Origin of the sequence: Aquincola sp. J276, assembly GCF_024700035.1 — a bacterium.
Classification (GTDB): Bacteria; Pseudomonadota; Gammaproteobacteria; order Burkholderiales; family Burkholderiaceae_C; genus Aquincola; species Aquincola tertiaricarbonis.
Genome location: NZ_JAJONC010000002.1, coordinates 444,349 through 458,192 on the forward strand (window position 1 = coordinate 444,349; position 13,844 = coordinate 458,192).

Sequence of the window (13,844 nt, forward strand, 5' to 3'; positions counted from 1 at the left end):
ACCTCATGCGACACAAGAAAGCGATACCCAACCGCAGCCTGCGGATCGCCGACCAGATCCAGCGCGATGTGTCGGAGCTGATCCGCGACCTGAAGGATCCGCGCATCGGCATGGTGACGGTCACCGGCGTGGACATCACGCCCGACTATGCCCACGCCACGGTGCGCTTCTCGCTGCTGGTGGGCGACCCGGACGAATGCCAGGCCGCGCTGAACGAGGCGGCGGGGTTCATCCGCAACGGCTTGTTCAAGCGGTTGCAGATCCACACCGTGCCCACGCTGCACTTCCAGTTCGACCGCACCACAGAACGTGCGGCCGAGCTGAATGCGCTCATCCGCCAGGCCAACGAGCAACAGGCCAAGGATTGACCGTGGACGACGCAGTACGCAGTGCCCCCCGCCGCGGCCCGCGCCCGGCCCGCCAGCGCATCCAGCGCCGCGCGCTGCACGGCGTGTTGTTGCTCGACAAGCCGGTCGGCCTGTCGAGCAACGACGCGCTGCAGAAGGCCAAGTGGCTGCTGCGCGCCGAGAAGGCCGGCCACACCGGCACGCTCGATCCGCTGGCCACCGGCCTGCTGCCGCTGTGCTTCGGCGCAGCCACCAAGTTCAGCCAGGTGAGCCTGGACGCCGACAAGGCCTACCGCGCCACGCTGGCGCTGGGCCGCACCACCACCACCGGCGATGCCGAGGGCGACGTGCTGCAGCAGCGCCCGGTGGCGGTGGACCGCGCAGCCATCGAAGCCGCCTGCGCGCGCTTCACCGGTCCTATCTCGCAGCTGCCGCCAATGCATTCGGCACTGAAGCGCGACGGCAAGGCGCTGTACGAGTACGCGCGCGCCGGCATCGAGGTGGAGCGCGAGCCGCGGCAGGTGACGATTCACGCCATCGACATCATCGACTGGCAGGCTGACACGCTCGTGATCGACGTGCGCTGCAGCAAGGGCACCTACATCCGCACGCTGGGCCAGGACCTCGGCGAGGCGCTGGGATGCGGCGCCCACCTGTCGGCCCTGCGGCGCACCGGCAGCGGCCCGCTGCGGGTGGCCGACGCGGTCACGCTTGAACAACTCGCGGCGCTCGACGAGGCGGCCCGCGAAGCGCTGCTGAAGCCCGTCGACTGGCTGCTTTCGGACTGGCCCTGCGTGGCCTTGCCGGAAGACGAAGCCGGTCGTTTCCTCACCGGCCTGCGACGGCGCGTGCGATTGGCCGATGCGCCCGCCGTGCGCGTTTACGGCCCGCAGCCGAGTGCGTTTCTCGGCAGCGCACACATTGCGTCGGGTGAATTGATCGCCGACCGCCTGCTCAGTCCCGTCGAGGTGCAGGGCCTGATTTCCTGAAAGAACGTTCCATGACCAAGCAGATCCGCAACATCGCCATCATCGCCCACGTGGACCATGGCAAGACCACCATGGTCGACCAGCTGCTCCGCCAGAGCGGCACCTTCGCCGAACACGAGAAGGTCGTCGACACCGTGATGGACAACAACGCCATCGAACGCGAACGGGGCATCACCATCCTGGCGAAGAACTGCGCCGTGAGCTGGGAAGGCACCCACATCAACATCGTCGACACCCCGGGCCACGCGGACTTCGGCGGCGAGGTGGAGCGCGCGCTGTCGATGGTCGACGGCGTGGTGCTGCTGATCGACGCCCAGGAAGGCCCGATGCCGCAGACGCGCTTCGTGACCAAGAAGGCGCTGGCCCTCGGCCTGAAGCCCATCGTGGTGGTGAACAAGGTCGACAAGCCGGGTGCCAAGCCCGACGCGGTGATCAACGCCGCCTTCGACCTGTTCGACAAGCTGGGCGCCAACGACGAGCAGCTCGACTTCCCGGTGGTGTACGCCTCGGGCATCAACGGCTGGACCTCGCTGGAAGAAGGCGCGCCGGGCGAGCAGTGGGGCCCCGACATGTCGGCCCTGTTCAACACCGTGCTCAAGCACGTGCCGCCGCAGAAGGGCGATCCGCAGGCGCCGCTGCAGCTTCAAATTTCGGCACTCGACTACTCGACCTTCGTCGGCCGCATCGGCGTGGGCCGCATCAGCCAGGGCACCATCAAGCCCGGCATGGACGTGCTGGTGATGGAAGGCCCGGACGGCAAGACCGTCAAGGGCCGCATTAACCAGGTGCTGACCTTCCAGGGCCTGGACCGCGTGCAGGTGACCGAAGCCGGCCCCGGCGACATCGTGCTGATCAACGGCATCGAGGACATCGGCATCGGCGTGACCGTGACCAGCCCCGCCAACCCGGCGCCGCTGCCCATGCTGAAGGTGGACGAGCCGACGCTGACGATGAACTTCTGCGTCAACACCAGCCCGCTGGCCGGCCGCGAAGGCAAGTTCGTCACCAGCCGCCAGATCTGGGACCGCCTGCAGAAGGAACTGCAGAGCAACGTGGCGCTGCGCGTGAAGGAAACCGACGAGGACGGCATCTTCGAGGTGGCCGGCCGCGGCGAACTGCACCTGACCATCCTGCTGGAGAACATGCGCCGCGAAGGCTACGAGCTGGCCGTGAGCAAGCCGCGCGTGGTGTTCCAGGAAATCAACGGCGAGAAGTGCGAGCCGATCGAGCTGGTGACGGCCGACGTGGAAGAAGCCCACCAGGGCGGCGTGATGCAGGCCCTGGGCGAGCGCAAGGGCGAGCTGGTGAACATGGAGCCGGACGGCCGTGGCCGCGTGCGCCTGGAGTACCGCATTCCGGCCCGCGGCCTGATCGGCTTCTCCAACGAGTTCCTGAACCTGACCCGCGGCTCGGGCCTGATCAGCAACATCTTCGACGGCTACGAGCCGCACAAGGGCGAGATCGCCGGCCGCAAGAACGGCGTGCTGATCTCGATGGACGCCGGCGAGATCTTCACCTACGCCCTGGGCAAGCTGGACGACCGCGGCCGCATGTTCGTCAAGCCGAACGACCCGGTGTACGAAGGCATGATCGTCGGCATCCACAGCCGCGACAACGACCTGGTGGTCAATGCCACCCGCACCAAGCAGCTGACCAACTTCCGCGTCAGCGGCAAGGAAGACGCGATCAAGATCACGCCGCCGATCGACCTCACGCTGGAATACGGCGTGGAGTTCATCGAGGACGACGAGCTGGTGGAGATCACGCCCAAGTCGGTGCGGCTGCGTAAGCGCCACCTGAGCGAGCACGAGCGCAAGCGCGCCTCGCGCGAAGCGAACTGATCCGGGCGCGGTCGTCGTGACGCACCGTCGGGCCGTGGCCACGATGCTGCTGGTCACGCTGCTGTGGAGCATCGCCGGGGTGGTCACGCGCCACCTCGACACCGCCGGCAGCTTCGAGCTGACCTTCTGGCGCAGCGCCGCCAATGCGGTGGCGCTCGCGCTGCTGCTGGGCTGGCAGCGAGGCTTCGGCCCGCTGTGGCAACAGGTGCGCCACGGCGGCCGGGTGCTGTGGCTGTCGGGCCTGTGCTGGACGGTGATGTTCACCTCCTTCATGGTGGCGCTCACGCTGACCACCGTGGCCAACGTGCTCATCACGATGTCGCTGGCGCCGCTGTTCACCGCGCTCATCTCGCGCGTGGTGCTGGGCCAGCGGCTGCCCGGCCGCACCTGGGCCGCGATCGTGGTGGCCGGCATCGGCGTGGCCTGGATGTACGGCTCGCAGGTGGGCGGTGGAACCGGGCGTGATGCACTGGGCACGCTGGTCGCGCTGAGCGTGCCGATCGCCGGCGCCACGATGTGGACGCTGCTGCAGCTGAATGCCCGCACCGCGGCCGGGCCCGCGGCCGACGGCCCGCGCGACATGACGCCGGCGGTGCTGATCGGCGCGGTGCTGTCGTCCGTGCTCACGCTGCCGCTGTCGCTGCCGTTCCAGGCCTCGGCCAGCGACATCGGCTGGTTGTCGATGCTGGGCGTGGTTCAGCTGGCCATTCCCTGCGTGCTGGCGGTGGCCGCCGGCAAGGTGCTGCGCGCGCCGGAGGCCTCGCTGCTGGGCCTGCTGGAGATCATCTTCGGCGTGGCCTGGACCTGGCTGGGCACCACCGAGTCGCCCACGCCGGCGGTGCTGGGCGGCGGCGGCCTGGTGCTGGCCGCGCTCATCGCCAACGAAGCCGTGGCGCTGCGCCGCGGCCCGGCGCCGGCCAAGGCCTGCGCATGAAGCTGCGTGCGAACGGCATCGGCATCCAGGTGGATGTGCAGGGGCCGGCCCACGGCACGCCGCTGCTGCTGGTGATGGGCCTGGGCATGCAGCTCATCGGCTGGCCGCAGGCGCTGGTCGATGGCCTGGTGTCGCGCGGCTTCCGCGTGATCCGGCTGGACAACCGCGACGCCGGCCTGTCCGACGGCTTCGACCACCTGGGCGTGCCTAACCTGGGCTGGGCCGCCACGCGGCACATGCTGCGCCTGCCGATCGACGCGCCCTACACCCTGGCCGACATGGCGCAGGATGCCTGGGCGGTGCTGGATGCGCTGGAGGTGGCCGACGCCCACGTGTGCGGCGCCTCCATGGGCGGCATGATCGCCCAGCACATGGCGCTGCAGCAGCCGCTGCGCATGAAGAGCCTGACCCTGATGATGACCAGCAGCGGCGCCCGCCACCTGCCGCGCCCGGCCTGGCCGGTGCAGCGCGCGATGATGGCCAAGCCGCCGCCGCGGCGCGACCGCGCGGCCCTGGTGGCGCGGGCGGAGGCCATCTTCCGGCTGATCGGCAGCCCGGCCTATCCGGCGACGGAGGAGGCGCTGCGGGCGCGGGTGACCGCCTCCATCGACCGCGCCTACCGGCCGGCCGGCGTGGCGCGGCAGATGGCGGCGGTGCTGGCCGACGGCGACCGTTCGCGCCGGCTGCGCGACATCCGCCAGCCGGTGCACCTGATCCACGGCCGCGCCGACCCGCTGCTGCCCTCGGCCGCCGCGCTCGACCTGAAGCTCAAGCTGCGCGAGGCCACGCTGGACCTGGTCGACGGCATGGGCCACGATCTGCCGGACGAACTGCTGCCGCGCTTTGCCGATGGCATCGCCACCAATGCAGCCCGCGCCTGAACCCACTGCCATGCCGCCCGAGACCGACTTCTCCCCTGGCGCCTGAACGTCGCGCCCTGCATGGACTGGACCGACCGCCACTGCAGGCTGCTGCACCGCCAGATCACCCGCCACACCCGCGTGTACAGCGAGATGGTGACCACCGGCGCGCTGCTGTTCGGCGACGTGCCGCGCCACCTCGACTTCAACGACGAGGAGCATCCGGTGGCCCTGCAGCTCGGTGGCAGCGAGCCCGACGACCTGGCCAAGGCCGCGCGCCTGGGTTCGCAATGGGGCTATGACGAGATCAACCTGAACTGCGGCTGCCCCAGCGAGCGGGTCCAGCGCGGTGCCTTCGGTGCCTGCCTGATGGCCGAGCCGGCGCTGGTGCGCGACTGCGTGGCCGCGATGCGCGAGGCGGTGGACCTGCCGGTGACGGTCAAGCACCGCATCGGCATCGACCAGGAGGAGAGCTACGGCTTCGTGCGCGACTTCGTCGGCACCGTGGCCGAGGGCGGCTGCGAGGTCTTCATCGTGCACGCCCGCAATGCCTGGCTGCAGGGCCTGAGCCCGAAGGAAAACCGCGAGATCCCGCCGCTGCGCTACGAGCATGTGTACCAGCTCAAGCGCGACTTCCCGCAGCTCACCATCGTGCTCAACGGCGGCGTCAAGACCCACGACGAGATCGAAGCGCACCTGCAGCAGGTGGACGGCGTGATGCTGGGCCGCCAGCCCTACCACGAGCCCTGGCTCATGGCCGACTGGGACGCGCGCTTCTTCGGCGACGCCTCACGCGCCGGCCTGACGCGGGAAGACGTGGAAGCGCAGATGGTGGCGTACATGGCGAGCCACATCGCGCGCGGCGGTGCCTGGCCGCAGGTGGCGCGCCACATGCTGGGCCTGTGGAACGGCACGCCCGGGGCCCGCAGGTGGCGCCAGGTGTGGAGCGATCACTCGTTGAAGGCGATGCCGCCCGCGGCGGTGGCCGAGCGGGCTTCGGCCGCACGGGTCGCCGGCGCCACGCCGGCCAGGCTGTCCACCATGGCCGCGCCCGCGTCGATCAGGGCCTGAGCGGCCAGGGCGGCCGCCAGCTCCGGGAACTTGATCGGCAGCACGTCCAGCGTGGTGCCCAGGCCGCGCTGGAACAGGTCTTCCTTGTCCTGCGGCGTGAGCTTGAAGTTCACCGGGGAATGCCGGCCCACGTCCACCACCACCGTGCGCGGCCAGTGGCGGGCGTTGACGAACTCGCGCGAGATCGTCGTCATGAAGGTGCGGATCAGCATCTGGATGTAGCCCGGCAGCGGGAACCAGGGCCGCTTGCGGGCCACCTCGTCGTCGGCCGATGCAGTCTCGCCGCGCAGCCGGAACAGGCACACCGGCGTGTTGTCGCCGGCCCAGTCGCGGTGCAGGGCGTCCTCGCTGAGGATGCTGCCGTCCACCAGCAGCTTGTCGCCGTGGGCCTGGAAGGCAAACAGCAGCGGTATGCCCATCGAGTGGCGCACCGCGCGCGCCACCTTGTAGTCGGGTGTGTGCTCGCGGTCGAAGATCACCGGCTCGCTGCGGCGCACGTCGGTGGCCACCACCGCCAGGTCCAGCGGCAGGTCCTTGAAGCGAACGCCTTCCAGCAGGTCGTCCAGCCAGTGCTCGAAGGTGTCGCCGCTGGTCAGCCCGCCGTGGAAGAACAGCTGGTACAGCGAAAACCCCTTGAAGCGGCTGAACTCGATCTCCAGCGCCAGCTGGTGCAGCCGCTCGGGCGACCAGCCGGCCGCATGCAGGGAAGCGACGATGCTGCCGCCCGACACGCCCACCAGCCGCGGCACCTCGATGTTCATGCGGTGCAGCGCGGTGAGCACGCCCACGTGCGCCGGCAGGCGCGTGCCGCCGCCGGCCAGCACCGGCACCAGCCGCAAGGGGGCTATGGGGGGTTCGCGCTTCATGGAGTGAATTTGCCGGTTATCACACTTTGGTGATCGGCGGAAAAGCAGGCGGCCGCTGCACCACACGCGGGCATGGCCCGCCTCAAGTTCAGCCGGAACGCGTGGGCGCGTCGGCCGCCGCGTCGCGCCCCGGCCAGGTGGCCAGCACCAGGCCCAGCAACGCGAGGGCGAAGGCACCGGCCTGCGCGGGACTGAAGCGCTCGCCCAGGAACAGCACGCCCACCGCGGCAGCGCTGATCGGCAGCATCACCGTGAACACACCCGCGCGGGAGGCCGGCACCTGGCGCAGGCCGGTCATCCACAGCCACACCGTCCACATGCTGGCCGCCAGCGCGTAGAACAGCAGCAGCCACCAGATCGACGGCTGCACGCCGCCGAAGTCGAACTGCAGCGCCTGCCACACGCCCAGCGGCGTGACCAGCGCCAGGCCCCACAAGTTCACCAGCGCGCTGATGCGCTTGGCCGACACATTGCCGGTGAGCTGCTTGCCGATGACCACGTAGCTGGCCTCACACACCACCGCGCCGAACAGCAGCAGGTTGCCCAGCAGCGAGCCGGCGGCCGCTCCTGGCGCTGCCTTGCTCATCGACACCAGCATGATGCCCAGCACCGCGCAGGCGATGCCGGCGGCCACCCGCGGCGTGATGCGCTCCTTCAGGAACAGCCGCGACAGGATGGCCACCGCCGCCGGAATGGCCGCCATGATCACGCCCGCCGCCAGCGCGGTGCTCAGCGCCACGCCGAACAGCATGCAGATGGAAAACAGGAAGTTGCCGAGGAAGCTTTCCAGGAACAGCAGCTTGCGGTCATGCGGCGAGAGCGGTGCCTCGCCCGGCTGGCGCCGCACCCAGTGCGCCATCGCCACCGCGGCGATGCCGAAGCGCAGCCAGGCCAGCAGGAACACCGGCAGCACCGCCACCAGCAGTTTCGACAAGCCGACGTAGCTGCCCACCAGCGCCATGCTGGCGGCCAGGCAGGCATAGGCGATCCAGACGGGGCGGTGGGTCAGGGCAGGGGCGGTCAAGAGTCGATGCGCAGCCAGGTGGTCTTCAGCTCGGTGTACTTGTCCAGCGCATGCAGGCTCTTGTCGCGTCCGTTGCCGCTTTGCTTGTAGCCGCCGAAGGGCACGGTGATGTCGTCCTCGTCGTATTGGTTCACGTGCACGGTGCCGGCGCGTAGCGCGCGGGCCACGCGGTGGGCGCGGTTCAGGTTGTCGCTCCACACGCTGGCCTGCAGGCCGTAGCTGCTCTGGTTGGCCAGGGCGATGGCCTCGGCCTCGTCGCGGAAGCGGATCACCGAGACCACCGGGCCGAAGATCTCCTCGCGGGCGATCTTCATCGTGTTGGCCACGCCGTCGAACACCGTGGGCTGCACGTAGAAGCCGCCGCTGTCGGCGCGCACGCGCTGGCCGCCGGCGGCCAACCGGGCGCCTTCGTCCTGGCCGGCCTGGATGTAGCCGAGCACGGTGTCCAGCTGGCCCTGGTCCACCAGCGCACCCATGGCGGTGCCGGCGGCCAGCGGATCGCCGGGCTGCCAGGCGGGCGCCTCGGCGGCGACGATGCGCACGAACTCCTCGGCGATGGTCTCGTGCACCAGCACGCGCGAGGGTGCGTTGCAGCTCTCGCCCTGGTTGAAGAAGATGCTGCCGGCCAGTGTCTTGGCGGCGCGCGGCAGGTCGGCAAAGTCGGGAAAGACGACGAAGGCCGACTTGCCGCCCAGCTCGTTGAACACCCGCTTCAGGTTGCTGCGGCCGGCGTATTCCAGCATCTTGCGGCCCACGCGGGTGCTGCCGGTGAAGCCGATGGCGTCCACGTCCATGTGCAGCGCCAGTGCCTCGCCGGCTTCGTGGCCGTACCCGGGCACCACGTTGAAGACGCCGGCTGGCAGGCCGGCCTGCAGCGCCAGCTCGGCCAGGCGCAACGCGGTGTAGGGTGACTTCTCGCTGGGCTTGAGCACCACGGAATTGCCGGTGGCCAGCGCCGGGCCCAGCTTCCAGGCGGCCATGATCATCGGGTAGTTCCAGGGCACGATGCTGCCCACCACGCCCATCGGCTCGCGCGTGATCAGCGCCAGCGCATTCGGGCCGGTGGGCGCGATCTCGTCATACACCTTGTCGATGGCCTCGGCATACCAGCCGATGGCGCGCGCCGTGGCCGGCACGTCCACCGCCAGCGCGTGGCCCACGGGCTTGCCCATGTCCAGCGTTTCCAGCAGCGCGAGTTCCTCGCCGGCGGCCAGGATCGCTTCGGCAAAGCGCTGCAGCACCTTCTTGCGCGCGGCCGGCGGCTGGCGGGCCCAGCGGCCGTCGTCGAAGGCGGCGCGCGCGCTGCGCACTGCGGCATCGACGTCGGCGGCCTGGCCACGCGCCACCGGGCCGAGCAGGCGGCCGTCGACCGGCGAATGCTTGTCGAAGGTGGCGCCATTAATGGCGGCGCGGCGCTCGCCCTCGACCAGGCAGCGGCCATCGAAGGTGGCGGCCGCGGCGCGGGCGGCCCAGTCGGTGGCGGCCGGCCGGTTCATCAGAAGGCCACCACCACCGAGGTGCCCAGCAGGTGGTTGCGCTTCTTGAATTCACCCGTCTTCACGTCCTCGAACACGGCGCGGTCGGCGCCGTCCAGCCGGTATTCCACCTTGAAGGTGGTGCTGGGATTGACGGCGTACTTCATGCCGACGGTGAGCGCATAGCGGTTGGCGCCGCGGTCCAGGTTGCCCTCGGGCGCGGGGCCGATGCCGTTGCGGCTGTCGTTGTAGACGCCTTCCTCGGGCAGGTAGAAGCCGTTGTAGGTGAACAGCCCGCCGCCGTTCTTCTTGTTGTTGATGTAGTCGGCCCGCACCAGCGCCTGCAGCCGCGGGGTGACGGCGTAGCCGACCAGGCCCGACAGGCCCCACCAGCGGGCGTCGCGGTAGTTGCCGTCGGCATCGGGCGTGATGGCCGCGGCCTTCTGCCGGCCCACGCTGGCCTGTCCCTGCAGGGTCCAGTCGCCGCGGATGTAGTAGCCGTCCACCTCGAACAGGTGCGCGGTGGTGCTGTCGCCATCACCGTTGTAGTTGGGCGCCTTGCCGTGCAGGCCGGCGAAGCCGAAGCCGTCGAACTCGCCCTTGGCATAGTCCACCCGGTAGACGATGGCCGGCGCCTTCTCGCCCGGCACGCGGATGGGCGTGTTGACGTTGGCCAGCATGCCCTTCATCAGCCACTTGCCGGTGGCATGGGTCAGGCCCACGCCGGTGTAGCCGGCGGGCAGGGTGAAGTCGTACAGCAGGTTGTGGGTGGTGAACGGGTTGAGCGTGGGCTGCTGGAATTCGTAGCCCGACCAGTCGGGGATCTGCCCGGCGATCAGCCGCGTCTGCAGCCCGCCCAGCGGCACCGACACGCTGGCCTCCTGGATGATGCTGTTGCCGTCGATCAGCGCGCCCACGCCGCGGTTGGGCGACAGCGTCAGCTTCCAGATCGTGCCGCCTTCCATCTCCTTGGTGATGTCGAGCACCGCCGCACCGATGTACGAGGTGTCGTAGAAGTAGCCGTCGGACTGCTGGTTCAGGAACTGGAAACCCGAGCGGTTCTGCAGCTTGTTCCAGATGAAGGCCGGCTCGATGTAGCCGCTGATCGTCAGGTCCTTGAAGCCCCAGCGCTCGTTGTTCTCTTCCAGCGCGTCGGTCTTCACCGTGAGCCGGTTCAGCTCGGCGGCCTGGTCGGGCGTCATGCCCCAGCTGGCGCCGGCGGGCGGCAGCTTGCCCTCGGCATCCTTGAGCTTCTTCTCCAGCTCACCGACGCGGGCCTTCAGTTCGCGCAGCTCCTGCAGCAGCTGCTCGTTGGTGGTCTGGGCGCCGGCCGGCAGCGCGAAGGCCAGCGCGATGCTGGCGGCCAGCAGGTTCAGGGGGCGGGGCATGCTCATTCGTTCTCTCCTACCGACGTTGTTGTGTGGGGTTGAAGCAGGACGGCGGCGGCACTCAGCCCGCCTCGCTGCGCGCCTTGTTGACGGCCTTGCTGCGCTCGCGCTCGGCACGTGCGATCAGGTAGCTGGCCACGACCACCCCGATGGCCACCACCGTGATGATCACCGTGGCCATCGCATTCACGCTGGGGTTCACGCCCAGCCGGGCGCGGGAGAAGATCACCAGCGGCAGCGTGGTGGAGCCGGGCCCCGACAGGAAGGCCGAGAGCACCACGTCGTCCAGCGAGATGGTGAAGGTGAGCAGCCAGGCCGAGAGCAGCGCCTGGGTGATCATCGGCAGCGTGACCAGCCGGAACACCTGCGAAGGCCGTGCCCCCAGGTCCATCGCCGCTTCTTCCAGCTGCGGGTTCAGGTCCTGCAGCCGCGACTGGATCACCACCGTGGCGTAGGCCATGCCCACCAGCAGGTGGCCCAGCCAGATGGTGAGGGCGCCGCGATCGGGCCAGCCGGTGCCGAACATCGCCTCGGTGCCGCGCTGCACCGACACCAGGAACAGCAGCAGCGACAGCCCGACGATCACCTCCGGCATCACCAGCGGTGCGCTCACCATGCCGCTGAACACCGTGCGGCCCGAGAAGCGCCGGTACTTCACCAGCGCGAAGGCGGCCAGCGTGCCCAGCACCACCGCGCCGGTGGCGGTGAAGAAGGCGATCTTCAGGCTGAGCCACAGCCCGTTGATCATCTCCGTGTCCTTCGCCAGCGCCGCATACCAGCGCGTGGTGAAGCCTGCCCACTGGTTGGGCACCGGCGAGTCGTTGAACGAGTAGACGACCAGCGTGACGATGGGCAGGTACAGGAACAGGAAGCCCGCGGCGAGCCAGGCCTTGCCCACATGCCGCGCCACCCGCGGCCCCAGTGCGGCCCTGCTCATTTCGCCCCCTCCTGCGCTTCGGCCTGGTATCGGTTGAACAGCGCCAGCGGCACGATGATCAGCAGGATCATCACCACCGCCACGGCGGAAGCCATCGGCCAGTCGTTGTTGCTGAAGAACTCGTCCCACAGCACGCGGCCGATCATCAGCGTCTCCGGCCCGCCGAGCAGCTCGGGGATGACGAATTCGCCCACGCACGGGATGAACACCAGCATCGAGCCCGCGATGATGCCGGCCTTGGACAGCGGCACCGTCACCTTCCAGAAGGCCACCCAGGGCGTGGCGCCCAGGTCGGTGGCGGCTTCCAGCAGCCGCAGGTCCATCTTCGAGAGGTTGGCGAAGAGGGGCAGGATCATGAAGGGCAGGTAGGTGTAGGTCATGCCCAGCACCAGCGAGAACGGCGTGTTCATCAGGTTGCCCGGCGTGGCGATCAGGCCGCTGGCGGCCAGCAGCCGGTCCAGCCCGCTGCCGATGATCAGGTCGGCGATCAGCCCGCCGTTGCCCAGCAGGCCCTTCCAGGCATACACCCGCAGCAGGAAGCTGGTCCAGAAGGGCAGCATCACCAGCATCACCAGCGCGGCCTGCGTGCCGGGCTTGGCGCGGGCCATGAAGTAGGCGAACGGGTAGCCGATGGCCAGGCACAGCAGCGTGGTGACGGCCGCGTACTTGAGGCTGCGCAGGTAGGTGAGGAAGTAGAGGTCGTCCTCGGCGATGAAGAGGTAGCTGCCCAGCTTGACGGTGACCTGCAGCGTGCCTTCCACATACGTGACCAGGTCCTTGAAGGTCACGTTCTCCATCTCGGAGATGCTGATCTTCAGCACGATGAGGAAGGGCAGCAGGAAGAACACGAGCAGCCACAGGTAGGGCAGGCCGATGACGGCCGTGCGCCCGCGCAGGCCCATGCGCTGCCACCAGTGAAGCGGAAGATCGGTGCTCATCGCGCGGACCTCACTGCGTGAGCACGACCTGGGCCGAGGGCGACCAGCTGGCCCAGGCCTCGTCGCCCCAGGTGAGCGGATCCTCGGCATGCCGCTCGGCATTCATCTGGCTCGCCTTCAGCATGCCGCCGCCCGGCAGCGCCAGGCGGTAGACGGTGAAGGCGCCGAAGTAGGCCATCTCCTTGACCACGCCGCGCACCTTGTTGTGCGGATCGTGCGGGCCCGTGGGCTCCTCGCGCGTGACCAGGATCTTCTCCGGCCGCAGCGCCACCGTCACCGGCATGCCCTCGGTGCCGGTGATGCCGTGGCCCACGTAGTGGGTGCAGTCCGCGCATTCGATGAGCACCGAGTCGGGCTGGTCGTCCACCAGCGTGCCGGGCATCAGGTTCACGTTGCCGATGAAGTCGGCCACGAAGCGGCTGGCCGGCGTCTCGTACACCTCGCCGGGCGCGCCCACCTGGGCGATGCGGCCCTCGGTCATCACCGCGATGCGCGAGGCCATGGTCATCGCCTCTTCCTGGTCATGCGTCACCATCACGCAGGTGACGCCCACCTCCTCGATGATGTTCACCAGCTCGATCTGGGTTTCCTCGCGCAGCTTCTTGTCCAGCGCGCCCAGCGGCTCGTCCAGCAGCAGCAGCTGCGGCCGCTTGGCCAGGCTGCGCGCCAGCGCCACCCGCTGCTGCTGGCCACCCGAGAGCTGGTGCGGCTTGCGGCGGGCGAACTTGTCCAGCTGCACCAGCTTCAGCATCTGCTCCACGCGCCCGGCGATGGCATCACGCGCCATGCCGTCGCGCTTGAGGCCGAAGGCGATGTTGTCCCACACCGTCAGGTGCGGAAACAGCGCATAGCTCTGGAACATCATGTTGATCGGCCGCTCGTAGGGCGGCAGGCCGGCCAGGTCCTGGCCGTCCAGCACGATGCGGCCCGAGGTGGGTGTCTCGAAGCCGGCCAGCATGCGCAGCAAGGTGGACTTGCCGCAGCCGGAAGAGCCGAGCAGGGCGAAGATCTCGCCCTTGGCGATGGACAGGCTGACGTGGTTGACGGCGATGGTGCCGCCGAAGTCCTTGACCACGTCCTCGATCCGCAGGAAGTCTTCCTGCGCGGGCACAGCGCCACTCATGGGTGTCCGGCTCCTGGTGTGTTTTCTTGTGTTGTCGAAAGGTCAGGCCGC

Annotated in this window: 12 protein-coding genes and 1 pseudogene; 6 read left to right on the top strand and 7 right to left on the bottom strand. The window is 69.2% G+C overall.

Annotated elements, in window-relative coordinates; translation table 11 throughout:
• Positions 1-5: 5 nt before the first annotated feature.
• From rbfA to dusA, 6 genes are read left to right on the top strand one after another with little or no spacing between them, the layout of a single operon-like run.
• On the top strand, positions 6-368 hold the full coding sequence (rbfA, locus tag LRS14_RS19875) for a 30S ribosome-binding factor RbfA (RefSeq protein WP_046114451.1): 363 nt from the start codon (positions 6-8) through the stop codon (positions 366-368).
• Between the two features lie 2 nt (positions 369-370).
• Positions 371-1,336, top strand: coding sequence for a tRNA pseudouridine(55) synthase TruB (gene truB, locus LRS14_RS19880; protein ID WP_257800780.1), 966 nt, complete (start codon positions 371-373; stop codon positions 1,334-1,336).
• 11 nt (positions 1,337-1,347) lie between these two features.
• Positions 1,348-3,177, top strand: coding sequence for a translational GTPase TypA (typA, locus tag LRS14_RS19885; RefSeq protein ID WP_046114449.1), 1,830 nt, complete (start codon positions 1,348-1,350; stop codon positions 3,175-3,177).
• 16 nt (positions 3,178-3,193) lie between these two features.
• On the top strand, positions 3,194-4,111 hold the full coding sequence (locus LRS14_RS19890; RefSeq protein ID WP_257800781.1) for a DMT family transporter: 918 nt from the start codon (positions 3,194-3,196) through the stop codon (positions 4,109-4,111).
• A complete protein-coding gene (locus LRS14_RS19895; protein ID WP_257800782.1) occupies positions 4,108-4,992 on the top strand; it encodes an alpha/beta fold hydrolase in 885 nt (294 codons plus the stop codon). Before LRS14_RS19890 ends, LRS14_RS19895 begins: the two co-directional genes overlap by 4 nt.
• Positions 4,993-5,052: 60 nt before the next feature.
• Complete coding sequence (gene dusA / locus LRS14_RS19900) at positions 5,053-6,042, top strand: tRNA dihydrouridine(20/20a) synthase DusA (RefSeq protein WP_257800783.1); 990 nt, start codon at positions 5,053-5,055, stop codon at positions 6,040-6,042.
• 359 nt (positions 6,043-6,401) lie between these two features.
• On the opposite strand, the pseudogene LRS14_RS19905 reads toward dusA, so the two are convergent.
• The 7 genes and pseudogenes from LRS14_RS19905 to LRS14_RS19935 all read right to left on the bottom strand — a co-directional run.
• Positions 6,402-6,908, bottom strand: a pseudogene (locus LRS14_RS19905) (patatin-like phospholipase family protein); the annotation flags it as partial.
• 88 nt (positions 6,909-6,996) lie between these two features.
• Complete coding sequence (locus LRS14_RS19910; RefSeq protein WP_257800784.1) at positions 6,997-7,932, bottom strand: DMT family transporter; 936 nt, start codon at positions 7,930-7,932, stop codon at positions 6,997-6,999.
• Positions 7,929-9,428 (bottom strand): aldehyde dehydrogenase, encoded by a 1,500-nt coding sequence (locus LRS14_RS19915; protein WP_257800785.1) that lies wholly within the window; start codon positions 9,426-9,428, stop codon positions 7,929-7,931. Before LRS14_RS19915 ends, LRS14_RS19910 begins: the two co-directional genes overlap by 4 nt.
• Entirely contained in the window at positions 9,428-10,801 is a 1,374-nt protein-coding gene (locus LRS14_RS19920) for a DUF3138 family protein (protein ID WP_052736449.1), read from the bottom strand. Before LRS14_RS19920 ends, LRS14_RS19915 begins: the two co-directional genes overlap by 1 nt.
• Positions 10,802-10,856: 55 nt before the next feature.
• Positions 10,857-11,732 (bottom strand): ABC transporter permease, encoded by an 876-nt coding sequence (locus LRS14_RS19925; RefSeq protein ID WP_257800786.1) that lies wholly within the window; start codon positions 11,730-11,732, stop codon positions 10,857-10,859.
• A complete protein-coding gene (locus LRS14_RS19930; protein ID WP_046114445.1) occupies positions 11,729-12,670 on the bottom strand; it encodes an ABC transporter permease subunit in 942 nt (313 codons plus the stop codon). Before LRS14_RS19930 ends, LRS14_RS19925 begins: the two co-directional genes overlap by 4 nt.
• 10 nt (positions 12,671-12,680) lie before the next feature.
• Positions 12,681-13,793 (bottom strand): ABC transporter ATP-binding protein, encoded by a 1,113-nt coding sequence (locus tag LRS14_RS19935; RefSeq protein ID WP_257800787.1) that lies wholly within the window; start codon positions 13,791-13,793, stop codon positions 12,681-12,683.
• Between the last annotated feature and the right edge of the window lie 51 nt (positions 13,794-13,844).